A 24,026-nucleotide genomic window follows, 5' to 3' on the forward strand; every position below is an offset into this window, starting at 1 on the left:
GCAATAGCGCGGTGGTCCCACCTGACCCCATGCCGAACTCAGAAGTGAAACGCCGTAGCGCCGATGGTAGTGTGGGGTCTCCCCATGCGAGAGTAGGACACTGCCAGGCATCAAATAAAGCCGAAAGCCCTGAACTGACGTTCAGGGCTTTTTGCTATGCGTAAAACACAAAAAGCGCAGCTAGGCTGCGCTGCTTTCCCCAGCTTCTCTCCGATAAACAGCCAGAGAAAAGGCCCCGAAGGGCCTTTGATTAGGGTGTGTTTGCTTTTTTCACTTATTATTCGATCAATGCGAGCTGCCCTGGGAGATGCCCAGCCCGGTTTGCGAACGGACAAACTGGGCCCGGAAGCGTTCCCGCTCCTGCTGCCCGGCCAGCGAGCTGTCGGTGATCGAGAACAGCCAGGTGCCGACAAAGGCCACGATCATCGAGAACAGCGCCGGGTATTCGTACGGATAAATCGGTTTCTCATGGCCGAGGATCTGCACCCAGATCGTCGGGCCGAGGATCATCAGAATCACCGCCGTTAACAGACCCAGCCAGCCGCCAATCATCGCGCCGCGGGTCGTCAAACGCGACCAGTACATCGACAGGATGATGATAGGGAAGTTACAGCTGGCGGCGATGGAGAACGCCAGCCCGACCATAAAGGCGATATTCTGCTTCTCGAACAAAATCCCCAGGGCAATGGCGACCAGACCTAATACCACGACAGTGATCTTGGAGACCTTCAGCTCATCGCGCTCGGTCGCCTTGCCGTTTTTCATCACGCTGGCGTACAGGTCATGGGACACGGCCGAGGCGCCGGCCAGCGTCAGGCCCGCAACCACCGCCAGAATGGTGGCGAACGCCACCGCCGAGATAAAGCCGAGGAAGAAGTTGCCGCCAACGGCATTGGCCAGGTGCACCGCCGCCATGTTGGTCCCGCCCAGCAGCGCGCCGGTGGCGTCTTTGAACGCCGGATTGGCGCTGACCAGCAAGATGGCGCCGAAGCCGATGATAAAGGTCAGGATATAGAAGTAACCGATAAAGCCGGTGGCGTAGAACACGCTCTTGCGCGCTTCCTTGGCGTCACTCACGGTGAAGAAACGCATCAGGATGTGCGGCAGGCCGGCGGTGCCGAACATCAGCGCCAGGCCAAGCGACAGCGCGGAAATCGGATCGGACACCAGCCCGCCGGGGCTCATGATGGCGATGCCTTTCGGGTGCACCTTCACCGCTTCGGCGAACAGGGTATTGAAGTCGAAGTTGACCGACTTCATCACCATCAGCGCCATAAAGCTGGCGCCGGCCAGCAGCAGCACCGCTTTGATGATCTGCACCCAGGTGGTGGCCAGCATGCCGCCGAACAGCACGTACAGCACCATCAGAATGCCGACCAGGATCACCGCTACGTGGTAGTTGAGCCCGAACAGCAGCTGGATCAGTTTGCCAGCGCCGACCATCTGCGCGATCAGATATAGCGCCACCACCACCAACGAGCCGCAGGCCGAGAGGGTGCGGATCGGTTTCTGCTGCAGACGGTAAGAGGCGACATCGGCGAAGGTATAGCGGCCGAGATTGCGCAGGCGTTCCGCGATCAGGAACAGAATGATCGGCCAGCCGATGAGGAAGCCGATGGAGTAGATCAGCCCGTCATAGCCCGAGGTGTAGACCAATGCGGAGATGCCGAGGAACGAGGCGGCGGACATGAAGTCACCGGCGATCGCCAGGCCGTTTTGCAGGCCGGTAATGCGCCCGCCCGCGGTGTAGTAGTCCTGACGGGAACGGGTGCGTTTGGACGCCCAATAGGTGATGTAGAGCGTGGCACCGACAAACAGGATAAACATCACGATCGCCTGGATGTTCAGCGGCTGGCGATGCACCTCGCCGCCAATGGCGTCGGCGCAGGCCAGACCCGGCAGCAACAGCAGTGCAGCGGCGGACAATAAGCGCTTCATTGTTTCACCTCGCGCAGGATCTCTGCGGTGAGGCGATCGAACTCGCCGTTGGCGCGAAACACGTAGATCCCGGTCAAGACGAAAGAGATCACGATCAACCCGACGCCGACCGGGATCCCGCGGGTGATGGTCGATCCGGCGGCGATCGGCGTGCCGAGCCATTGTGGATCGAAGGCGATCAACAAAATAAAGCCGACGTACAGCGCCAGCGTAATCAGCGAAAGCAGCCAGGCGAACCGGCCGCGTTTTCTCACCAGCTCTTTAAAGCGCGGGTTTTCTTCAATCCCTTGATAAATGGTGTCATTCATCAGAGTGTCTCCAGTCGGTATTGAGAGAGTACGCCGCGCCAGGGCCGCTCAACGGCGCGTTATCCGAATGAGCGGCCTGAAGCGGCGTAAATTATGACGGCACTTTCATTGATTGTTTTTCTTCCAACAGCTTGTCGACTACGGCCGGATCCGCCAGCGTGGAGGTATCCCCCAGGTTGCTGGTGTCGCCGGCGGCAATTTTGCGCAGGATGCGCCGCATGATCTTGCCGGAGCGCGTTTTGGGCAGCGAGTCTGTCCAGTGCAGCACATCCGGCGTAGCGATCGGCCCTATCTCTTTGCGCACCCAGTTGCGCACTTCGGTATAGAGCTCCGGCGTCGGTTCTTCGCCGTGGTTCAGCGTGATGTAGGCGTAGATCGCCTGGCCTTTGATGTTGTGAGGAATGCCGACCACCGCCGCTTCGGCGATTTTCGGGTGCGATACCAGCGCGGACTCGATCTCGGCGGTGCCCAGACGGTGGCCGGAGACGTTCAGCACGTCGTCGACGCGGCCGGTGATCCAGTAGTAACCATCCTCGTCGCGGCGGGCGCCGTCACCGCTGAAGTACATGCCTTTGAAGGTCGAGAAGTAAGTTTGCTCGAAGCGATCATGATCGCCGAACAGGGTGCGCGCCTGGCCCGGCCAGGAATCGACGATCACCAGGTTGCCTTCGCAGGCGCCTTCCTGCGGCGTGCCGACGTTATCGACCAGCGCCGGCTGTACGCCAAAGAACGGCCGCGTGGCGGAACCGGCTTTCAGCTCAGTGGCGCCCGGCAGCGGGGTAATCATGAAGCCGCCGGTTTCGGTTTGCCACCATGTGTCGACGATCGGGCATCTCGCGTTGCCGATCTTGTTGTAATACCACTCCCAGGCTTCCGGGTTGATCGGTTCGCCGACCGAGCCCATGATGCGCAGCGAATCGCGTCGGGTGCCTTCGATCGCCTTGTCGCCTTCGGCCATCAACGCGCGAATGGCGGTCGGCGCGGTATACAGAATGTTGACCTGGTGTTTGTCGATCACCTGCGACAGGCGATTGACGCCCGGATAGTTAGGCACGCCTTCGAACATCAGCGTGGTGGCACCGCAGGCCAGCGGGCCGTACAGCAGATAGCTGTGGCCGGTGACCCAGCCCACGTCGGCGGTGCACCAGTAAATGTCGCCGTCGTGGTAGTCGAACACATACTTAAAGGTCATCGCAGCGTAGACCAGGTAGCCGCCAGTGGTGTGCAGCACGCCTTTCGGCTTGCCGGTCGAACCGGAGGTGTACAGGATGAACAGCGGATCTTCGGCGTTCACTTCTTCCGGCGGGCAGTCTGCGGAGACGCCCTGGGTCAGCTCATGCCACCACAGATCGCGCCCTTCCTGCCAGTAGCCCGGTTTACCGGTGCGTTTGAATACCACCACGTTGGCCACGCTGACCACGCCGGGATTTTTCAGCGCATCGTCGACGTTCTTTTTCAGCGGCACGGCGCGGCCGGCGCGCAGGCCTTCATCGGCGGTGATCACCAGTTTGGCGTTGGAGTCGATAATGCGCCCGGCGACGGCTTCCGGCGAGAAGCCGCCGAAGATCACCGAATGTACGGCGCCGATGCGCGCGCAGGCCAGCATGGCGACCGCCGCTTCCGGCACCATCGGCATATAGATGGCCACCACGTCGCCTTTTTTAACGCCGAGCTGTTTCAGCACGTTGGCGAATTGGCAGACATCGTGGTGCAGCTGTTTGTAAGTCACCTTTTTGGATTGGGTCGGGTCATCGCCTTCCCAGATAATGGCGGTTTGGTCACCGCGCTCGGCCAGATGGCGGTCCAGGCAGTTGGCCGCCAGGTTCAAGGTGCCGTCTTCAAACCAGCGAATGCTGACGTGGCCCGGATCGAACGAGGTATTTTTAACTTTGGTATAGGGTTTGATCCAATCCAGGATTTTGCCATGCTCACCCCAGAAAGCCTCTGGGTCTTGAACCGACTGTTGATAATACTGTTGGTATTGTGCCGGATTAATCAGGGCGCGTTCTGCAATTGCAGAAGGAATAGCGTGTTTATGCAGTTGGCTCATAGCTTTTCTCCTTGAAGTTGTTAATGATATGTCAACTGAAGGTTAAGTATAGTTTGCTACGATTCTTTGTTTCTTTTTTGCGCGGCAGATCACGCAACAAAGATATTGATTTGTAATCGTTCTGTCGCATTTGCAGGGCGTATCTATCTCTTTGGCGCTTAAATCCTCATAAACCCACGTTTTTAACCAAAAACACTTATATAAAGAACAAAAAAGAATAAACCAAAACGGACTCAACTGCCGTGAAATTAATAGATACGATCAGGGTCGCCATTATTTCTCGCTATAAATCTTTTTGGGTTGTTTTTCGCTATTAATATTCTAAGTTGGCATTAGCACGATATAACGATGGACTGCACCGCGTGAAATAACGTTTTATTAACGCTTAATTCCTGATGAAAACTCGGGAAATACCCTGTGGCATTCATTCTGCGGTGTCGTTCGATTTTTAATCGAAATATAAAGTGGCGCTGCATTTATGGACGAAAGTGTCACTCGGCAAATTCTCATTTATTTGACTTTTGAGTAACAAAATATAAACATACGATGCGGATTAAATATGCAGAATGAGCGAAAAATAACGCATTTTAATCGCGTTCAAAAAATCGTCGTCGGCGCGGTTATGTACTTCATTATATGAAAAATTATGTTTTTAATAACAAGCAATTATGCCATTTGAAATAGTTACGCGAAATTTTTGTGATTCGATTCAGCGCTCAAGCCTGACAAATCAAGGCTTGCAGAGCATGCCGCCCGGATGATACAGATTTATACTGCGTCGCACCCAGGGCAGGTGAACGCTTCCACTGAATTAACATAAGCCTGTAATAAATGATTAAGTATTCTTTTCGCCGTGTTGCGACTTTGTACGGCGCAAAGAGTCTTTGAGGACTTTTTGGGTATGAAAAGTGTAAAAATTAGCCTGGCTTGGCAAATCCTGATCGCGTTGGTACTGGGTATTATTGTTGGCGCGGTATTGCACAACCAGACCGAATCTCGTGAGTGGCTGGTGAGCAATATTCTCAGCCCGGCGGGTGATATCTTTATTCGTCTGATCAAGATGATTGTGGTGCCGATCGTTATTTCCACGCTGATCGTCGGTATTGCCGGCGTGGGGGATGCGAAAAAGCTGGGCCGCATCGGATTGAAAACCATTATCTACTTCGAAGTGATCACCACCGTCGCCATCGTGGTGGGGCTCACCTTGGCCAACGTCTTCCAACCCGGCCACGGCATCGATATGTCGACGCTGACCACGGTGGACATTTCGCAGTACGAGAAAACCACCGAACAGGTGCAAAGCGGTTCGCACAGTCTGGTGGCGACCATTCTGTCGTTGATCCCGTCGAACGTTTTCTCGTCGATGGCCAAGGGCGACATGCTGCCGATTATCTTCTTCTCGGTGCTGTTCGGTCTGGGGCTGTCGTCGTTGCCGAAAGAGACCAAAGAGCCGTTGCTGAAGGTGTTCAAAGCGGTGTCCGAGAGCATGTTCAAAGTCACCCACATGATCATGCGCTATGCGCCGATCGGGGTGTTTGGCCTGATTGCGGTCACGGTAGCCAACTTCGGTTTCGCCTCGCTGCTGCCGCTGGCCAAGCTGGTGGTGCTGGTGTACTTCGCCATTGCGTTCTTCGCCCTGGTGGTGCTGGGGGCGGTCGCCCGGCTGTGCAACCTGCGCATCTGGACGTTGATCCGCATCCTGAAAGACGAACTGATCCTGGCTTATTCCACCGCCAGCTCGGAAACGGTGCTGCCGCGCATCATCGAAAAGATGGAGGCCTACGGCGCGCCCAAGTCGATCACCAGCTTCGTGGTGCCGACCGGCTACTCCTTTAACCTGGATGGCTCGACGCTGTACCAGAGCATCGCCGCCATCTTTATCGCCCAGCTGTACGGCATCGAGCTGTCGTTGGGGCAGGAGATCGTGCTGGTGCTGACGCTGATGGTCACCTCGAAAGGGATCGCCGGCGTGCCGGGCGTCTCGTTTGTGGTGCTGCTGGCCACGCTGGGCAGCGTCGGCATTCCGTTGGAAGGCCTGGCGTTCATCGCCGGCGTGGACCGTATCCTGGATATGGCGCGCACCGCGCTGAACGTCGTGGGTAACGCGCTGGCGGTGCTGGTGATCGCCAAGTGGGAACACCAGTTCGATCGCAAGAAGGCGCTGGCCTACGAAACGGAGTTCCTGGCGCAGAAGGTGAAGCCAGCCAATCAAGGCTAATCACCGGCTAGCGGGATATGAAAATCGCCCCGGGCATCCATGCCCGGGGCGTTTTGTTTTTATGCCCTTTCAGCCTGCCACTTTCTTTTCTCTGCCCCCGCTGCGTCGCTTGCATCCCCGCTTAACAGAATCTAAAGTGTTACCAAATTATTGGAAATGATAATAGATGTTATTATCATTTTCATTTGATGATGTATGGAGACACGCAAAAGCCGTTGAACGGCGGGGCATCGCCCGTTCGGCGCTTTTATTCAGGCTTATCAAAGGTAGGTAACATGTCGGACACCGCTTTGGCCTCTGAATGGTTGCCGCTGGCGCCAGCGCAGCTTGATTTCTGGGAAGAACACACCTTGCATCCCGGGCAGACCCTGTCCACCGTCGCACACTGCACCGAACTGTGCGGCGCGGTAGAGGAAGAGACGCTCTGCCGGGCGATCGCCACCACTCTCGCCGAGACGCAGGCGTTTGCCTTGCGCTTTGGTGAGCGGCATGGCGACGCTCCCCCGTCGTTACGTTACGATCCACAGTGCACACCGCCATTGCAACGCATCGATCTGCAAACGCACGGCGATCCCTGGCAGGCGGCGCAAAACCTGATGCGCGAAGATATCGCGCAGCGCCGGGCGTTGCATAGCGAGCCGCTAGCCGCAGCCTGGCTGCTCAAACTGGGGCCGGAGCGCTACCTCTGGTACGTGCGTGCGCACCATATTCTGATTGATGGCTTCGGTATGGCCCTGATCGAACACCGCTGCGCCGCGTTATATGCGCACTACCTCGGCCAGGGCAACGCGGGTATCCCTCTGGGCGCATTTGGACCCTTTCAACAGGCCGAGCTGGCCTACGCTGATTCTGAGCGATGCGAGCGCGATCGGCGCTTTTGGCAGACCTATTTGCCGCCGTCACAGGCGCTGCCGACGGTGCGTAAGGGCGGCGGGGAGTATGGCGTGCGACGCCTGAGCGTCAACCGTCGGTTGCCGACAGAAGTCGCGCAACGTCTGGCACAGCAGTCGGAACGCAGCGGCATCAATTGGCCCGACTTGCTGGTGGCGCTGTCGGCGGCCTGGCTGTTTCAGGTGATGCCCCGCGACACCCGGCAGGGCGATACGCTGCCGATGTGGATGCCGGCGATGAATCGCCGCGGGCAGGCCGCCACCAACGTGCCTTCGTTGGCGGTCAACACTCTGCCGCTGCTGGTGTCACCGCCGCAAGCGGAGACGCTGGGGAGCTTTCTCACCACGCTGACGCAGCAGCTGCGGGAGCTGCGCAGCCACGCCGGCTACCGCCTGCGCCAACTGGCCGCCGATCGCGGCGTGGATCCGGACTCGCGCTTCTTTATTTCCCCTTTCATCAACGTGCAACCCTTCGATACGCCCCGTTTTACCGGCTGCAGCGGTACGCGCAGCGTATTGGCCGGCGGCTCGGGCGACGGTTTCAACCTGACTTATCGCGGCCGCACCGACGCCCGCGATCTGCAGGTGGATATCGATATCTATCTGGAGCAGTTTCCGCCGGAGGATGCGCTGGACTATGGCGAGGCGCTGCAAGAATTTCTGTTGCGTGCGCTGCAGCGGGAAGCCTGGGAGCAACCGCTGGCGGCCCTGACGGCGTTGCCCGCCTGAGAAAGTGCGGGCGGGAGGATGCTCCCGCCCGAGTGGCAGGGCTTCAGCTGGCCAGCAACGCCGCCACTTCGCGCGCGTTCTTGCACGGCAAGAGCGAACTGCTTACCAGACGGGTGCCGAAAGCGTCATTGAGGCGTGACGCCACCTGTTTGATATGCGGCAGCTTCAGCCCCATGGCGATAAACGCCGTCTCTTCCCCCCATTCCGGGCGCGGAGTCACGCCGATCGCCTGCCAGTAAATGGTCAGGATCTCGGCGCTGCGCGCCAGCGGCGCGTTCGGCGGCGGGGCCGCGCAGGCGTTCAACGCCGGCGCGGTTTGCTGGTGGCTCAGGTCGGCGCGGATGCGATGGCGGTCGGTTTTACCGTTGGCGGACAACGGCAGCGCCTCGGCATGGATAAAGCGCGTGGGAATATGGGTACAGGGCAGATAGCCGGTGGCGAAGGCGCGGATCTCGGACAGCGGCAGCGGTTTGCCGTCGCGGGTCAGATACAGGGCGCCGAGCGCCGCCTCGTTGTTCTCTCCGCTGGGATAATCCACCACCACCATATCCAGGATCGCCGGATGGCGGCGCAGCACGTCTTCGATTTCCGGCAGCGAGACGCGTACGCCGCGGATCTTCACATAGCCGTTCACTCGGGTGGCGAACATGATGTTGCCGTCCGCACGGTAGTAGCCCTGATCGCCAGTGCGGAAAGCGCGCAGCGGTTGTCCGTCCGGCCCTTCGAGGGTGATGAAATCGTGCTGCCTCAGCTCACCCTGCTCCAGGTAGCCCAACGCCAGGTTGACCCCGGCGGTATGGATGCGGCCGACCACGCCGGCCGGGCAATGGCTGCCGTCGTCATGGCAGATGAAATAACGGTTGGCGGGCAGCGGGCGGCCGTAAGGCACAGTGCCGCTCTCCTGCGGGGTGATAGGATGCCAGATGCTCCAGATGGTGGTTTCGGTCGGCCCGCCAAGCGAGAACAGCGCAAGATCCGGGCGCAGGGTTCGCAGGGTTTGCACCGTCGCCGGCTTGATGTAGTCGCCGCCTTGCGCCACCAGGCGCAGCGAACGCAGGCTGTCGGCCGTTTTGCAGGTGAGTAGCATCTCCAGAATGGCCGGCACCGAACACCACAGGCTGACCCGATGTTTTTCCACCAGCTGGTTCCAGCTGATGGCGTCTTTTTCCTGATGCGGCGCCGGCAGCACCAGCGTAGCGCCGGCGCACAGCGAACCGAACAGATCGAACATCGACATGTCATGGTGCGGCGGCGTGACGGAAATGAACACGTCGTCGGCGGTGACCGTCCAGCGCTGCTGGGTCTGGTGGATAACGTTGGCGGTGGCGCGGTTGTTGAGCACCACGCATTTGGGCTTGCCGGTGGTGCCGGAGGTATACAGGTAGTAGCTTGCGGCCAGGCTGGCGCTGCGTTCCACCAACGTCTGTTCATCCGGCAGCGCAGGCGCGCGATCCGTCGGCGCCAGCAGGATCGCCGGCGTCACGCCGATCGGCGTCTCCAGATCGCCGCCGTGCACCACCAACGTCGGCCGGCAGTTCTCCAGCAGGTAGGCGGTGCGTTCCGGCGGTGAGTTGATATCGATAGGCACCCAGATCACGCCCTGCAGGGCGCAGGCGAGGCTGAAGATGATCTGTTCTGGGCTGCGCGGCAGATACAACGCCACCACGTTGCCCGGCTGCACGCCGCGGCTTTGCAGGTTGGCGATCGCCGTGGCGATCCGCTGGCCCAGTTCGCGGTAGGTCAGCGACTGTTCGCCGCAGATCAGCGCGTTACCGCCGTTTTGTGCGCCAAACAGCCGCTCGGCCAGCTGCGCCAGATAAGGATAAGGCGCGTAATTCGCTTCGCTGTCGTTGTGGCGATAATGCGCCAGATCGATGAAATCTCGCGGCGCGATCGCCAGGTCGGCGCGTTGGCAACTGCGCAGGATGCGTCGCTGCAACGCCGCCAGCATGGCTTCTACCTGTTCGCCGTGCAGCGCCTGTTCGGCGTAGTCCACGCACAGCTGCAGGTTCTTTTCACTGTCCAGCGTCAGGCGAATATCGATGGCGACCTGCGGCGTTTGGGTCAGGCCGTCGTGAAAGCGCACCGGCGCCTCGGCCGGCAGCGTTTCCCAACCCAGACAGTTGGTCAGGATCACCGGCAGCGCCGGGCCGCCCTGGCTTTGGCCGAGCAATTGCCGCGCCAGATCGACGCCGGAAAACGTCAGGTGGTCGAGCGCGCCGAGCACGTCGTCCTGCAGGGCTTGCGCGCGCTGGATAAAATCTTCGCCGTGACGGGAATAGCGTACCGCCACGAAGCTGGAGGCGTTGCCCAGGGCACCATCGGCGGCGGGGAACGCTACCGGCACCCCGACGCACAGCTCACCGTCGGTGGTCCAGTGGGCCAGCGTATCGAGGATCAGCGCCGACAGCAGGCTGTTGCGCAGCAGCGCATGCGGCGATCCCAGGCGGCCAAGCTGTTTGACCGTATCGCGCGGTAGCGTCAAGGTGGCGCGGCGATAGCGTGATGAGGTGAGATTGGCGAGCGGGGCGCGCCACGGCAGTGCCGACGGGGTGGTGACGTCCTGCAGCTTTTCACGCCAGTAGGCGGCATCGGCCTGGCGCTGCGCCGCCGATGCGGCGGGGGGCGGCAGTGCGGCGGCGGTCGACGTCAGAGGGCGATCGTCGAACAGGCGCGCGATCACGGTGGAGATCCCCTGGCCGTCGAGGATCAAGGCATCAAAGCTGGTAAAGATCAGCGTATCGTACGGCGATCCCGTCGGATCCTGCTGTTCGGCAAGTTGGATCACGGCGATGCGCCACAGCGGTTGGCTCGGATCGTGGCGCTGGTGGGAGTAACGCTCGCGCAGTTGTTCGACCTGGCGCTGCGACGCTTCGCCACCCAGGGAGCGAAGATCGTGGCGATCCAGATGCAGCGTGGTTTCCGGGCGTACGTGCTGCGTGCCGCGCTGCACATCGATGCAGGTGCGAAGCGCCGGGTAGTGCTGTACCAGCTCGGTCAGACGCGCTTCAAGGCGCGGTACATCCTTCTGCCGGGCGCGGTATTCGCGAAAGTCGTGCATCGCTACGCCGCCGAGCGGCCATCGATCGCTGCGGCCCAGAAGATAGGCCTGCTGCAGTGCGGTTAATGGTGTCTCCATGGTACTTCCCTATAGTCGCTAACCGATTAAAACGAGCCGGGCGCTGTGCGCCCGGAAACCGATCTCAGTGCTGCGGCGCCAGCGCGGCGAGCAGCGTTTTCGCATGCCTTCCTGCCTCGGGCGACCGTTGGCAGATCAACGCCGCCAGCGCTGCCGGGGAGGGATGCGCCGTCAGATCCTGCGCCGTCAGCGCCGCCGCCAGATACTTGTTGAGCACCGTCAGCAGCGCGTTCACCCCGGCATCCGGCAAGGCCAACCGGCGGATATCGTCGTGGTCGCGCACACTGGCCTCGGGAGCCACCCGCGCCAGCAGCCGGTGCAGCACCTGGCGCACCGGCGCCTGCTGCGCCAGCACATCGGGCGTGCATTGCGCCAGCAGCTGCGACAGCGGGCGATCGAACGCCCCCGCTTGCCGCGCGGCCAGGTGCAGCAGCGCCCGGTAACAGGCCAGCAGGCGCGGTAGCACGTGCTCGGGGAACGCGTCCAGCCGCACGTCCCAGTTGATCAGAATGCCGTCGTCGACGTGGGCGACCTGCGCATCCAGCGCCACCTGCGGCCCCTGAGAGATCACCCAGCCGAGGCGGCCAAAGGTGTTGGTGACCCGTTCGGAAAACAGCGTTTTGCCGCGGATGCCGAAACCGGCGGTAAACACCACCGGCGAAGGCTGCAGGCTGCCGTGCAGGCGCGACAGATCGCGCATCACGCTGACGCCGGGGTAATCCGCATGCTCGATCAGCTCCGCCAACTGCGTCATCAAGCGCCGGCAGAAGGCGTTCAGGTTTTCCGCCGGGTTCAGTTCCACGCCGAGCAGCACCAGGTTAGAGAAATCGCCGATGAGGCGATGTGCATCCTCCCGTTCGCTCTCGCGGTGGAACAGCGGCACGTTGAGCCGGAAGCGCGTCATGTTCCAACCCTGACCGACGGCCAGCGCGAACAGCGCCAGAAACAGCGTCGAGAGGGAGGTGTGATGCCGTTTGGCGACGTTTTCCAGCGCGCGGCTTTCTTCTGCATTCAGCTGTATGGCCAAACGATCGCTGCGGCAGCGGTCCGGCGTGCGCAGCAGGCGCGGCGCCGGCGGCATCTGCGCCAGGTGTTCACGCCACCAACGCTGACCGCGTTCGCGCCGTTGGCGCAGCGCCACGTCGGCATCGCGTCGTTCTAGGTGATCGAAGTAGGCCGGCGGCGCGTCATGGGCTGGGGCCGCCGGGCACTGGTGATAAAACGCCGTCAGATCTTCCATCAACAGGCGAAAGCTCATGGCATCGCCGGCGATCATGTCGAGATCGACGTGCAAGCGGCTGCGTCCTTCCGGCAACAGGCTCAGGCTGATATCGCAGGGAACGCCCTGTTCCAGCGGCAGCAACTGGGTGCTTTTCGTCTGGCGTTTGGCGGCGAGCGCGGCCGCCAGCGTTGCTTCATCGGCATGTCGCCAGTCGTCGAGATGCAAAGTATGCCGGGAGCCGGGAGGTGCGATCGTCTGCCTGCCATCGTCGGTAATGCGCAGGCGTAACAGCGGATGGCGCAGATACAGCGCCTCGACGGCCTGGCGTAGCCGGGCGATGTTCAGCTCGCCGCCGTCGAATTCCGCATACAGGTGGGCGGCCATGCCGCCGAGAGGAGGAGCGGACTGTCGGCCTACCCAATAGGCGGCCTGCATCGTGGTCAAAGCTTTCATCGGGTATCCATTTTGATTCAGCCAACGAGACTGCAAGAATATATCCAAATGTTAATAGGAATGAAAATTATTATTATTTGATCCATTTGGCGCGGAGGTGCTATCTATAAGGGGTTTGCGCGATGCCGGGCAGGCAGGGCGTTAGGTGTGAATAATTTATCTATATTATTCTTAGCATTGAAATGATTGCTTGTTATTGCAGCGCTGGTTTTTCCTGCGAAAATATAAGGGTTTCTGGCGGTGATCACGCCCGGCCTCACACCTTTATTGATAATGATTTGCATTAAAAAATGCAAAATATTATCATTCTTAACACTATTTTACGTTTTTATACAAGCTGCCGGCCGCTTCGCCGGCGGCTTGGTCGTGGACGGGGCCGCGCCCGTTCGGCCGCGAAAGACATGGGTTTGCCGCAGGGATAAGCAACAGCAAGGCCGGGAAGGCCGCAGCGTCATGGTCTGTGTGAGTGTCGATGTAGGTTGTGTAAAAAAAATCAAATTTTGTGCACCTCTGGGATGAAAGGAGAAGACATCTATGGGCAAGCATTTTGCGGCTCAACGGCATGAAAGCGTAGGAAACGGGGAAAAGGCGGGGATGAAAGCCATTGGGGCGTTTTCCTCCGTATTTTTAGGGGTTTGTTCACTGGCGATCGGTAACGTCAACGCGGCGGAAACGAAGAGCAACGAAACCTACCAGGATGCGGAAACGCTGCTGGTTACCGGTGAGAAGATCAAACGTTCCATTTTCGACACCGGCTCCAGCGTCGAAGTGTTCGACAGCAACCGCATCGCCTCGATGCCTAATGCGACACAGGTTCCCGATTTGCTGCGCATGACACCCAACGTGGTGGATGTCGGTATCGGCAACGATCTGCCAACCGTGCGTGGCGTTGACGGTTCCGGCCCGACCACCGGTGCCGGCGCTTTTCTCAGCGGCACCAGGCCGCGCCTCAACCTGTCGTTGGACGGCCGTTCGCTGACCTATAACGAACAAGCCTACGGACCGCAATCGCTGTGGGATCTGGATCGCGTCGAAGTGTTCCGCGGCCCGCAAAGTTATATTCAGGGGCGCAATGCCATCGCCGGCGCCATCGTCATGGCCAGTAAAGACCCGACCTTCGAATGGGAAAGCGCCTTCAAGGGCGGGGCCGGCAACCAGCACTCCTCGCAGTTGGCCGCCATGGCGTCCGGCCCGCTGGTGGAAGACCAGTTGGCGTTCCGCGTCAGTGTCGATCGCCAGCGCCGCCGCAGCGACGCTGACCTGCCGGCCTATGAACCTGTGGGCGATCCGCGTGAGGTGGAGGCCACCACCGCTCGCGCCAAGCTGTTGTTCAACCCGGCCGGTTTGCGCGATCTGACTACCAAGCTGACCTTTAACCACTTTGGCAGCACTGCGCCGCAGAACGAAAGCCTCAACCCGCAGCCGCATCCTGCCAGTGCGCGTCACGACATCCGTCGGCCGGTGTTCAAAAGCAATGTGAACAGCGGGATCTGGGATCTGGCCTGGGAGGCCTCCGATGGCCTGGCGTTGGAAAACCGCGTTATCTATACCGATTTCAACATTAACCGCGCCACGGCTTATAAGCTGCCGTACGCCGACATCGGCGGCAAAGAGGTGCACGTAGAACCGGTGGTGCGCTTCGGCGGCGCGGACAGCCGCCTGCACGGGTTGGCGGGGCTGCGTTATTTCCACGCCAAGCAGGATGAGTTCGTCAATATCTTCGGCGGCGCGACGTTTAAAGATAAAACCGACACTAACTCGGCCTTCGCCGAGCTGACCTATGCGCTGACGCCACAGGTGGACGTGACTGCCGCCAGCCGTCTGGAACGTGAACATCGCCAACGCAACGGCGGCAGCCAGGCGGTGCGCATCGACTTCGACGAAACCTATACCGTGTTCCTGCCGAAGCTGGACGTGGCCTGGAAACCGACGGACACCCAAACCTACGGCGCCAAGATCGCTCGCGGTTATAACGCCGGCGGTGCGGGCATTACTCTCAGCAGCCCGATCGTCAGTTACACCTACGGTTCCGAGTATGTCTGGAACTATGAGTTGTACACCCGCCATCACCTGAAAGACGCCAACGTAGTGCTGACCAGCAACGTGTTTTACAACGATTACAAAGACATGCAGCTGCCTTATTACCTGGGTGAGAATTCCAGCGTGATCCGCAACGCCGACAAGGTGGAAACCTACGGCGCGGAAATCGGCGCCACCTGGCAGCCGCGTTGGGACTTCGAACTGTTTGGCAACGTTGGCCTGCTGAAAACCAAGATCAAAAAGTTCGCGGGCAGCGGCGTGGAAGGGCATGAATTGGGACGCGCGCCGGCTTACACCGCCAACATGGGCGCCAAATATCAGTTCCTGAAAGGGTGGGAAGTGAGCACCAACGTGGCGTTCTCGGACTCCTATTACTCGGCGTATGACAACGATTCGCGCGGGCGCATCGGCTCCTACTGGTCGGCTAACGCCCAACTGGCCTACACCTTCGCCTATGGGCGCGCCACGCTGTTTGCGCAAAACCTGTTCGACTCCGAGCGCCGCATCATGGTTGGCGGCAACGACATCTACACCGCGACGCAGCAGCGCCCGCGCATGGTCGGCGCGGCGGTTGAGCTGAATTTCTAACGCTATCGCAATGACGGGGGACGAAGGTCCCCCGTTTTGTGCGCTATCCCGGCATGGCCGGGCAAAGGAGATAACGCAGTGATCGGTGATTTTGACAGCATTCTGAGCGATGAAGAGGCCCAGCGGCTGGAGAGCGCGTTTCAGGCGCTGGGCGCGGCGTCGGCGGACGGCGAACGGCCGGTAAGCGAAGCCGAAGAGCGGGCATGGTTCGCCCATCTGCAGCAGGGTGACGCACGCGGGCAGCGGGCGCTGGCCTGGCGCCTGACGGGGGACGTGGATATCGCCCGGCTGGCGGCGGCGCTGCAGGCGCTGGTGCGGGAGACGCCGGGCGTGAACGTGCGTTACGTTTTTGATGACGAAAACGGTCTGGTGAAACGCCCCGCCGGCTCGGCGCCGTTGCCGGTGAGCCTGCGTCAGGTGGCGGACGAACAGCACTCCATGGGTTGCCTGCTGCAGGCGCAGGCAACGCCGTTTGAACTGGAAAACGAAGCGCCGCTGCGCTGCCTGCTGTTGCTCACGCCGGGCGATGCCGTGATTTTGGGCGTGGTCTTGCATGACATCCTGGCGGAAGCGCTGCCTTGGCGCCACCTGCCGGCGATGCTGTCCGCCCGTTACAACGGGGATGTGATGCCTCTGCCTTTCGCGGCGGAGCCGGTCGAGCTGGCGGAAACCCCGGAGCCACAGCTGCCGTGGGTGCGCCAGGCGGTCTCGCTGCAGGATTACCGCAGCCCGGCGCAGCGTGCTGAAGCGTTGCCGCCGGTGGGCGCGCGCGTGGTCACGCGCATTGCGCGCTCGCTGTTGCCCGCCAACGACACGCCGCGGGCCTTGCTGGCGGCGGTAGCGGCGCGGTTTGCCGAGTTCGTCGCCGCACAGGCCGGCGGGCAAGCGGTGCAGCTGTGCGTGCCGGCGGCGGAGACGGCGGAGTGCATCGGTCTGGAACTGGGGCTGACGGCGGCGCCGCTGATGCGCCTGACCGTGCTGCATGGCGAGGGCGACGTCGGGCAGCGGCTGCTGGCGCAGACCGTGGCCGAACAGCCGGATCCGCAGCGGGCGCAGCTGCTGGTGGCCTGGCGTGACGATCTGGCTGCGGACTGGTGCATGGAAGGCGTTCACGCCGAACGCCTGTTGTTGCCGCCGCTGCATACGCCGTTTGAACTGGCGCTGCTGTTGGGCTTGCCCGAGGCGGAAGCGCTGACGCTGGAGCTGGTCACCGACCCGCGTCTGTCTCCGCACGCGGCGCCGTTCCTGCTGGAGCAGTTCAGCGCCTTCCTGGCCGGGCAGCGAATTGCCGTCGCCTTGCCGGCGGCTGAGGCCGCTTCCCCGGCGATTACCGCGCCGGCGGCGAAGGGTGACGCAGACGAAAGCGTTGCACCGCTGATTTTGCAGGAGTTCCGTGAGGCGCTGGTGGCGCCGGAAATGACTCTGGATGAAGACTTCTTCGATCGCGGCGGCCATTCGCTGGTCGCTACCCGGGTGATCGGCCGTTTGCTGAGCCTGCATCAGATCGAAATCAACATTAACGATCTGTTCAGCCATCCGACGGCGCGTGGGCTGGCGGGGTACGCCAAACGCCTGAACGTCGCGCAGCCGAATGCCCCAGTGGCCGCCGCCGACGATCATGATCGGGCGCAGGCGCCGCTGTCGCTGGCGCAGGAATCGCTGTGGAAGGTGTATGAAGCCTTCGGCCATGACGAGATCTTCAACCTGCCGTTCTCTCTGCGCTTCTTCGATGTGGTGGATGAAACGGCGCTGCATCAGGCGTTTATCGACGTCATGACTCGCCATACCGTGCTGCGTTCACGCTTTGTCGAGCAGCAGGGCGAGGTGGTTCAGGTGGTGGTGCCGGCCGCAGAATTGCCGGATTATCAGTGGTTCCGCTTCTCTCACGAGACGCCGGCGGGCAACGCCGCCGCCCTGTTGGCCGACGCCGGCCAGCACCGGTTCGATCTGGCCGCCGAGCTGCCGCTGCGCGTCACGCTGCTGCGCGATGCGGACAACGGCCAGCAGTTGCTGTCGCTGCTGTTCCACCATGTGGTGCTGGATGAATGGTCGCTCAACCTGATGATGGATGAGCTGGGCGTCGCCTACCGCCATCGCGTCGTCGGCCAGGCGCCGCAGTGGAGCGGGCAACCGCCGCAGTTCCACACCTTCGCCCGGCAGCAGCGGGCCTCCGGGGTGCAGCAGCAGCATCTGGACTACTGGCTCGATGCGCTGCGCGGCGCGCCGGTCGGCCAGCCGATCTTCCGGCAAGAACCCTCTACCCACCCGGCGGTGCCGGCGCCGGCGGACGTCAACGGCGGCTGGCTGGAGTTCGAGGTCGATCCCGCCGTGGCGGAGGGCCTGTATCAGCTCGCTCGCCGCAATAACGCTTCGCTGTTCAACGTGGTGTATGCCGGGATCACCTCGGCGCTGCGCCTGCTTGGCGGCCCGGCGGATCTGCTGGTGGGCACTTCGACCTCCGGTCGTAACGACGCCGAGTTCTTCGATACCGTCGGCTACTTCACCACCGTGGTGGTGCACCGTGTGCGCTTCGACGAAGGATTGACGGTAGCCGGCTTGGTCAGCCAGGTGAAAAACACCATCAACGGCTCGCTGCCATACACCGACATTCCGATCGATCTGGTGGAGGAAGGGCTGTTCGGCGTGGACGCCGACCGCAAGAACCACATGTTTGAAGTGTTCATCCAGATCCACAGCCGCATCAAACTGAACGGCGAGTTCCGGCTGCAGGACGGCAGCGCGATCGCCTACCGTCAGGTGGAGCCGGAGAAAGCCGAATCGCTGCTCGGCCTGCAGTTTGAGGTGATGGAAGACGATCTGGCGGGGGCGAAATCCCTGCGGGTGATGATGACCTATCGCCAGGATCACTACAGCCGGGAGCAGGCCAATCTGATCGCCGACGGCGTTCAGCACGTCTTTACCCAGTTTGCGCAGCACATCGCTGGCGATATCGCTCTGGCGGCGCTGCCGCCCGGGCCGCAGGCATGACGTTGTTTCACTCTAACCGAAAGCATGATTTTCAAGGAGATAAAAGGATGTCTGGAACCCTAGCAACCCCGCGCGCGTTACTGTCGCTGCTGGTGGCGGCCTCTCTGGTGGTCGCCGGCGCCGCGCAGGCCGACGATGCCGGCATCAAACCGCAGGACATCAAGCGCCAGGCGCTGTCGTCGACGGTGGTGGAGATGGCCTACAGCACTTCGCAACAGGCGCTGTTCGTCAGCGCGCCGGACTGGAAGGAAGAGGCGCGCTCCCGCGTGCTGCGGCTGGATCCCAACACCCTGGCGATCAAGGCGGAGATCCCGCTGCAGGTGAAAGGCTTCGGCGTGGCGCTGAACGACGCGGGCAATCGCCTGTACCTGACGCAGGCCTTCAACGGCGAAGTCGGGGTGGTAGACACCACCACCAACCACGCGCTGGGCAGCATCAAGTTGCTGGACAAAGCGGTGCTGGAGCAGGCTTACAAGCAGGCGGGCATCAGCGGCAAGCGTCTGGATTTCCTGTTGACGGAGCTGAAGAAGTTTAAAATCACCGAGGACTACCTGTACCGCCTCCGCGAGCTCAAGTATGACGCGCAAAGCGGCCGTCTGTTCCTGCCGGGTCTGGGCTTCGGCGTCGACAGCGTGCTGTATGTGGTCGATACCAAGGCCGGCAAGCTGGAGAAAGTGATCCCGGGCTTCGGCTACAACGCGGTGGGCATCACGCTGGATGAGAAGGGCCGCCGGGTGTTCGTCTCCAACATGCAGGGGCAGGTGATCACCCTGAACGCCGACACGCTGGCGATCACCGCCACGCACGAAGTGCAGGCCGATCAGCTGCTGAATCTGGTGTATGACCCGGCGAGCAATCGTCTGCTGGGCGTCGATCAGGGCATCGATCGCGACGACTACCGCAATCATCATCTGGGGCACGACTATGTGAAGCGCAGTAGCGGCCACCGGGTATTCGCGCTGGATGCGGACAGCGGCAAAGTGCTGGCCAGTGAGCTGACGGATGAGGTGCCGATCGGCCTGCTGCTCGATGAGCGTAGCCAGCGGCTGTATGTCGCCAACCGCAAAGGCGTGCGCGTGGATCACGGCGCCGGAACGCTGACGGTGTTTGACGCCAAGACCCTCAAGCGCCTGCAAACCGTAGACCTGCCGCCGCACCCTAACAGCCTGGCGTTGGATCCGAAAGGCGACGCGCTGTTCGTGACGGTGAAAAACGATGGCGCTTCTACCAAGGCCGGCAAGCCGGAAAGCGTGGTGCGCATTCAGCTGCACACCAAGTAACGCAATGGAAAGGTAAAAAAAGGGGCGCCGCGGCGCCCCTTTTTCGTTGGGTCATGTCATCAGAAGTGGGTGTTGATGCTCATGTAGTAGGTGCGGCCCGGTTCGTTGTAGGTGGCCGCGCCCGCGCCGGCGATGTTGATCGCGCCGGTGTTCGGATCGCCCACGTTCTGCGCGTTGCCGGCGCGGAACTGGCGTTTGTCGAACAGGTTGTCGATGCCGGCGGTGAGGCTGACGTTTTTGGTCAGATCATAGGTTGCGCTGGCGCCGACGACGGCGTAAGGGCTAACCTCGCGGGTTTCGCCGCCGGTGGCCGGTTTACCCTGATAGTTGTACTTCTTCGGCTTCTGCCGGCCGTACCAGGTCAGGGTGGACTGCATCGACAGATCCTGCGTGGCCTGCCAGCTGAGGGTCGAGTTGACGGTGAACTTCGGGATCACCGACAGGTAATCGCCGGTGGTCTTGTTCTTGTTCTCGATCATGTAGGTGGCGTTGTTGCTCCAGGTGACGGTCTCGCTGACCGGCACGTTCAGCGAGCCTTCCAGCCCCTGCACCACCGCCTTCGGCACGTTTTCCCACTGATAGACCGCCGTGCCGGTGCTGCTGGTGGCGATGCGCGAGTTACCCGCCTCAATCTTGTTGTGGTAATCGTTGCGGAAGTAGGTCACGCCGGCCAGCCAGCCTTCGTTATGGAATTCCAGCCCGATCTCTTTGTTGACGCTGGTTTCCGCTTTCAGATCGTCGTTGCCGAGCAGGTAGCAGCCGTTTTTGGTATCGCTGCCGGCACATCCCTGGCCTTTGCTGTACAGCAGGTAGTTGCCGTTGGTTTGGAACAGCGTCGGGGCTTTATAGGAACGCGCGATGCCCATCTTCAGCGTGAAGTAATCACCCAGTTCCTGCGACAGGTTCAGCGCCGGGCTCCAGTTGTTGCCGGATTCCGAATGCAGATCGTAGCGCAGACCCGGCGTCAGCATGGTGGTGTCGGTCAGCTCAATGTTGTCTTCGGCGAACAGCGAGAAGATATGTGCGGAAGCGTAAGGGCTGCGCGTGCCGGTAGTCATGCCGGGAATGGTACCGCCCATCAGCGTTTGGCTGGTGGAGGTGCCGTCTTTCATCCGCTGCTGGGTCCACTCGGTGCCCAGCGTGGCGGTTTGCGCGACGCCCAGCTCAAACGGCACGCTGACTTCGCTGTGCGCCAGGAAGTCGTCCAGCTTGGTGGTGCCGAAACCGGTGTTCTTGGTGTCGAAGATGCCTTCGGTGCCGCCGGCCAAGCCCTCGTTCAGGCGGGTGTTGCGGGTGCGCTCGAACTGCACGTAGTTGTTGGTGCTCACGCCGTTGTCCCAGGCGCCGCGGTGGGTCAGGCCGAAGGTCTCACGGTAGATGCGGTTGGTCTCTTTGCCGTAGTTGCTCTGCACCAGGGGGTTGGTGTTGGTGTTCTGGGTATCGCCGGCGTAAAGGTTGCCCTGGCGGCCGTAAGCGTACTCGAACTCCAGCGACTGCAGATGGGCGAAATCCCAGTGCAGCAGGGCGTCGATGTTTTTATCGACTACCCCTTCGCGCCCGGCCGGGACGCTGTTGGCGTAGGCGCCGACGCGTTCGGATTTATGCGATTCGTTAATGTCCCAGGCGTCGGCCTGCGTTTTGCTGTAGCCGCCGAACAGGCGGAAGCTCAGGGAATCGCTCAGCGGGCCGGACAGGCTGAAATCGGTGCGCTTGGTGGCGCCTTCCTGCTTGTGCTGCGGCACGTTGAAGTAGCCGTTCAGCGAGCCGTGCAGCGCATCGCCGGCTTTCTTGGTGATGATGTTGACCACGCCGCCCGCGGCGCCGTTGCCGTAGCGTGCAGCAGCGGGGCCGCGCAGCACTTCGATGCGTTCGATCATTTCCGGCGGCACCCAGGCAGTATCGCCGCGGGAGTCGCGTTCGCCGCGCCAGCCCTGACGCACCGAGTTGCGGCTGGAGGCCGGTTTGCCGTCGATCAGAATCAGGGTGTTTTCCGGGCCCATGCCGCGGATATCGATCTGGCGATTGTTGCCGCGCTGGCCGCTGGTGGAGTTGCCGGTCAGGTTAACCCCGGGCATGGTGCGGATCAGTTCGCTGATGTCGCGCGCCGGCGGGCGTTTTTTGATCTCGTCGGCGGTGATGGTGGACACCCCTGGCGCCTGCAGGTTCTGCCGGGCGGCGGTCACGACGATGGTGTCTTCGCCGCGCGGCTTTTTATCCGTGGCGCCGCTGTTCTCTTCCGTGGTGGTGGTGTCGGTTTGCTGCGCGGCGTTGGCGAACGCGGACGCGCCCAATCCCAAGCCGATAAGAGTGGCTAAAGAATAACGTGATAGCTTGCTTTTCATCTGAGTGTCCTACCTTGCTGCCATCCCTCGCCGAACGGGGGGAAGGGCGGTTGTAGTTTTTGTGTAGTCGGAAATAGAAAATCGGCTGCGGCAAGGGATGCCATTGATGTATCCCCGATCCCTGTCCGTTGCGCGCAATACCAGCACGATCTCCAAGCCTTACACACTATTGCAAATGCAAATTATTATCAATAGTATTTGGCGTACAGTGCGTTCGGGCGGTGGCCGGCGATAGGGAAAAGTCGACGTTCCCGGTGCCGCCAACTACAAAATGGGTAGGCGTTGTGAATACAGAACTACAGTCAGAAAGCAGCAGATTATTGGCCAGCAGCAATGCGGGCAGTCCAGGGTGGTGGTTGACGGTGGCACGACGCGGTACGCCATGGGTAGAACCGGCGGGTAACGGCCGCTGGCGCACCACCTTTTTCTGGCGCGATCCCCAGGGATGCGAATTGACCTCCGCCTACCGTCGCGTGTGGATCAACATTAACTGCCTGACCGACCACCATCAGCCGAATCCGCCGCAAAGCCTGCAGCGTTTGGCCGGCACCGACGTGTGGTATTGGCAGACCGAACTGAGCGGCGCCTGGCGCGGCAGCTACTGCTTTATCCCCTGCTTTGACGAGCGGCCGCCGGCGTTCAGCGGCGACGATGCGCACGCCAACATGCACAACCTGCGTCACTGGTGGCACCAGGTGTTCGCCAGCGCTACCCCCGATCTGCTCAACCCGTATCGCTCCTGGCAAAGCGCCAGCGGTCACAGCGTCTCCGGGCTGCACATGCCGGATGCGCCGCCGCAGCCGGTATGGCGTTCGTTCGACGAATATGAGATCGCCAGCGGGCGCTGCACGCCGCCGCTGCCGGCGCGTTTGCAGCGGCATACCTGGCAGAGCGAGCGCCTGGGCAACAGCCGCGATGTCTGGATCTACACCACCGGCGACAGCAAACCGGCCGAGCGCCCGCTCGCGATCTTGCTCGACGGCCAGTTCTGGGCGAAGCAGATGCCGGTTTGGGCGCCGCTGATGCAGCTGACCCGTGAGGGGGCGTTGCCGGAAGCGGTGTATGTGCTGATCGACATCATCGATCTGCCGCACCGGGCGCGAGAATTAACCTGCAAGGACGATTTCTGGCTGGCGGTGCAGGAAGAACTGATGCCGCAACTGGCCGACTGGGCGCCGCACAGCGACAAGCCGGCCGATACGGTGGTGGCGGGGCAAAGCTTTGGCGGCCTGGCCTCCCTGTATGCCGGGCTGCGCTGGCCGCAGCGCTTCGGCGCGGTGATCACCCAGTCCGGTTCCTACTGGTGGCCGCGGCGCGACATGCTGCAGCTGCCGAGCATTCCCGACGACGCCTGCTGGCTGATGCAACAGGTCGAACGCCACGGCCTGGGCAACCACGGCGCGCTGAAGGTCTTTATGGAAGCCGGTTCGCAGGAAAAACTGGTGCATCGGGTCAGTGGCGAAATGGCGGCGCGCCTGAGCGACGCCGGCCATCGGGTGCACTACCGGGTGGTGGAAGGCGGGCACGATGCGCTGTGCTGGCGCAGCGGCCTGACCGATGGGCTGCAGGCGGTATGGGCTTCCGCTTTCGCCACCGCTTACCCGGCATCGGCGACGGCACGAGGAACACATGATGGAAAGCCTGAATCCGTTCGATGATCAACAGCAGCGCAGCCTGGTGCTGCGCAACGTACAACAACAATACAGTTTGTGGCCGGATTTCCGCGCCATTCCGTCCGAGTGGACGATCGTCTTTGGCCCGGCGGCGCGCCTCGAGTGCGCCGAATGGCTGGAACAGCATTGGCAAGATATTCTGCCGGTCGCAGCACGCGAAGCGTGACC

13 protein-coding genes and 1 rRNA gene are annotated in these 24,026 nt (G+C 61.4%); 8 read left to right on the forward strand and 6 right to left on the reverse strand.

What is annotated here, in order from left to right; all coding sequences use genetic code 11:
• Positions 1–109, forward strand: a 5S ribosomal RNA gene (gene rrf, locus ACJ8IJ_RS14655); the annotation flags it as partial.
• Positions 110–285: 176 nt separating this feature from the next.
• Here the strand turns inward: rrf and actP are convergent.
• The 3 genes from actP to acs form a co-directional block, all read right to left on the reverse strand.
• Positions 286–1,938 carry a cation/acetate symporter ActP gene (gene actP / locus ACJ8IJ_RS14660; protein WP_025304954.1) on the reverse strand — a complete coding sequence of 551 codons (1,653 nt, stop codon included), beginning with the start codon at positions 1,936–1,938 and terminating at the stop codon, positions 286–288.
• Complete coding sequence (locus tag ACJ8IJ_RS14665) at positions 1,935–2,246, reverse strand: DUF485 domain-containing protein (RefSeq protein ID WP_004930047.1); 312 nt, start codon at positions 2,244–2,246, stop codon at positions 1,935–1,937. The genes actP and ACJ8IJ_RS14665 overlap by 4 nt, the downstream gene beginning before the upstream one ends.
• Positions 2,247–2,337: 91 nt before the next feature.
• Positions 2,338–4,296, reverse strand: a complete 1,959-nt coding sequence (gene acs, locus ACJ8IJ_RS14670; protein ID WP_004930044.1) for an acetate--CoA ligase — start codon at positions 4,294–4,296, stop codon at positions 2,338–2,340.
• Between the two features lie 901 nt (positions 4,297–5,197).
• Between acs and gltP the strand changes: the two genes are divergently transcribed.
• Both gltP and ACJ8IJ_RS14680 read left to right on the forward strand, forming a co-directional pair.
• A complete protein-coding gene (gene gltP / locus ACJ8IJ_RS14675) occupies positions 5,198–6,514 on the forward strand; it encodes a glutamate/aspartate:proton symporter GltP (RefSeq protein WP_004930041.1) in 1,317 nt (438 codons plus the stop codon).
• Between the two features lie 275 nt (positions 6,515–6,789).
• Entirely contained in the window at positions 6,790–8,133 is a 1,344-nt protein-coding gene (locus ACJ8IJ_RS14680) for a condensation domain-containing protein (protein ID WP_440484735.1), read from the forward strand.
• A gap of 43 nt (positions 8,134–8,176) precedes the next feature.
• Here ACJ8IJ_RS14680 and ACJ8IJ_RS14685 read toward each other — a convergent pair whose 3' ends face one another.
• Entirely contained in the window at positions 8,177–11,272 is a 3,096-nt protein-coding gene (locus tag ACJ8IJ_RS14685) for an amino acid adenylation domain-containing protein (protein ID WP_442518747.1), read from the reverse strand.
• 64 nt (positions 11,273–11,336) lie between these two features.
• Positions 11,337–12,947 (reverse strand): condensation domain-containing protein, encoded by a 1,611-nt coding sequence (locus tag ACJ8IJ_RS14690; RefSeq protein ID WP_442518748.1) that lies wholly within the window; start codon positions 12,945–12,947, stop codon positions 11,337–11,339.
• Positions 12,948–13,481: 534 nt separating this feature from the next.
• Between ACJ8IJ_RS14690 and ACJ8IJ_RS14695 the strand changes: the two genes are divergently transcribed.
• From ACJ8IJ_RS14695 to ACJ8IJ_RS14705, 3 genes are all read left to right on the forward strand, one after another.
• Positions 13,482–15,575, forward strand: coding sequence for a TonB-dependent receptor (locus ACJ8IJ_RS14695; protein ID WP_004930032.1), 2,094 nt, complete (start codon positions 13,482–13,484; stop codon positions 15,573–15,575).
• 78 nt (positions 15,576–15,653) lie between these two features.
• Positions 15,654–18,563: a condensation domain-containing protein gene (locus tag ACJ8IJ_RS14700; RefSeq protein WP_442518749.1), complete on the forward strand. Its 2,910-nt coding sequence runs from the start codon at positions 15,654–15,656 to the stop codon at positions 18,561–18,563.
• 47 nt (positions 18,564–18,610) lie between these two features.
• Entirely contained in the window at positions 18,611–19,843 is a 1,233-nt protein-coding gene (locus tag ACJ8IJ_RS14705) for a YncE family protein (protein WP_004930028.1), read from the forward strand.
• A 59-nt stretch (positions 19,844–19,902) separates the two neighbouring features.
• Here the strand turns inward: ACJ8IJ_RS14705 and ACJ8IJ_RS14710 are convergent, their stop codons facing one another.
• Positions 19,903–22,185, reverse strand: coding sequence for a TonB-dependent siderophore receptor (locus ACJ8IJ_RS14710; RefSeq protein ID WP_440484730.1), 2,283 nt, complete (start codon positions 22,183–22,185; stop codon positions 19,903–19,905).
• Between the two features lie 284 nt (positions 22,186–22,469).
• On the opposite strand from ACJ8IJ_RS14710, the gene fes reads away from it, so the two are divergent.
• Together fes and ACJ8IJ_RS14720 are read left to right on the forward strand one after the other, a co-directional pair.
• On the forward strand, positions 22,470–23,843 hold the full coding sequence (gene fes, locus ACJ8IJ_RS14715; RefSeq protein WP_074469401.1) for an enterochelin esterase: 1,374 nt from the start codon (positions 22,470–22,472) through the stop codon (positions 23,841–23,843).
• Entirely contained in the window at positions 23,818–24,024 is a 207-nt protein-coding gene (locus ACJ8IJ_RS14720) for an MbtH family protein (protein ID WP_004930023.1), read from the forward strand. Before fes ends, ACJ8IJ_RS14720 begins: the two co-directional genes overlap by 26 nt.
• The last annotated feature ends 2 nt before the right edge of the window (positions 24,025–24,026 follow it).

Source organism: Serratia sp. CY40230, from assembly GCF_052168835.1.
Classification (GTDB): domain Bacteria; phylum Pseudomonadota; class Gammaproteobacteria; order Enterobacterales; family Enterobacteriaceae; genus Serratia; species Serratia nematodiphila.

Bases quoted from the DNA above. Each gene is read 5' to 3' on its own strand.
- actP (WP_025304954.1), bottom strand. From the start codon at position 1,938: ATGAAGCGCTTATTGTCCGCCGCTGCACTGCTGTTGCTGCCGGGTCTG.
- ACJ8IJ_RS14665 (WP_004930047.1), bottom strand. From the start codon at position 2,246: ATGAATGACACCATTTATCAAGGGATTGAAGAAAACCCGCGCTTTAAA.
- acs (WP_004930044.1), bottom strand. From the start codon at position 4,296: ATGAGCCAACTGCATAAACACGCTATTCCTTCTGCAATTGCAGAACGC.
- gltP (WP_004930041.1), top strand. From the start codon at position 5,198: ATGAAAAGTGTAAAAATTAGCCTGGCTTGGCAAATCCTGATCGCGTTG.
- ACJ8IJ_RS14680 (WP_440484735.1), top strand. From the start codon at position 6,790: ATGTCGGACACCGCTTTGGCCTCTGAATGGTTGCCGCTGGCGCCAGCG.
- ACJ8IJ_RS14685 (WP_442518747.1), bottom strand. From the start codon at position 11,272: ATGGAGACACCATTAACCGCACTGCAGCAGGCCTATCTTCTGGGCCGC.
- ACJ8IJ_RS14690 (WP_442518748.1), bottom strand. From the start codon at position 12,947: ATGAAAGCTTTGACCACGATGCAGGCCGCCTATTGGGTAGGCCGACAG.
- ACJ8IJ_RS14695 (WP_004930032.1), top strand. From the start codon at position 13,482: ATGGGCAAGCATTTTGCGGCTCAACGGCATGAAAGCGTAGGAAACGGG.
- ACJ8IJ_RS14705 (WP_004930028.1), top strand. From the start codon at position 18,611: ATGTCTGGAACCCTAGCAACCCCGCGCGCGTTACTGTCGCTGCTGGTG.
- ACJ8IJ_RS14710 (WP_440484730.1), bottom strand. From the start codon at position 22,185: ATGAAAAGCAAGCTATCACGTTATTCTTTAGCCACTCTTATCGGCTTG.
- ACJ8IJ_RS14720 (WP_004930023.1), top strand. From the start codon at position 23,818: ATGGAAAGCCTGAATCCGTTCGATGATCAACAGCAGCGCAGCCTGGTG.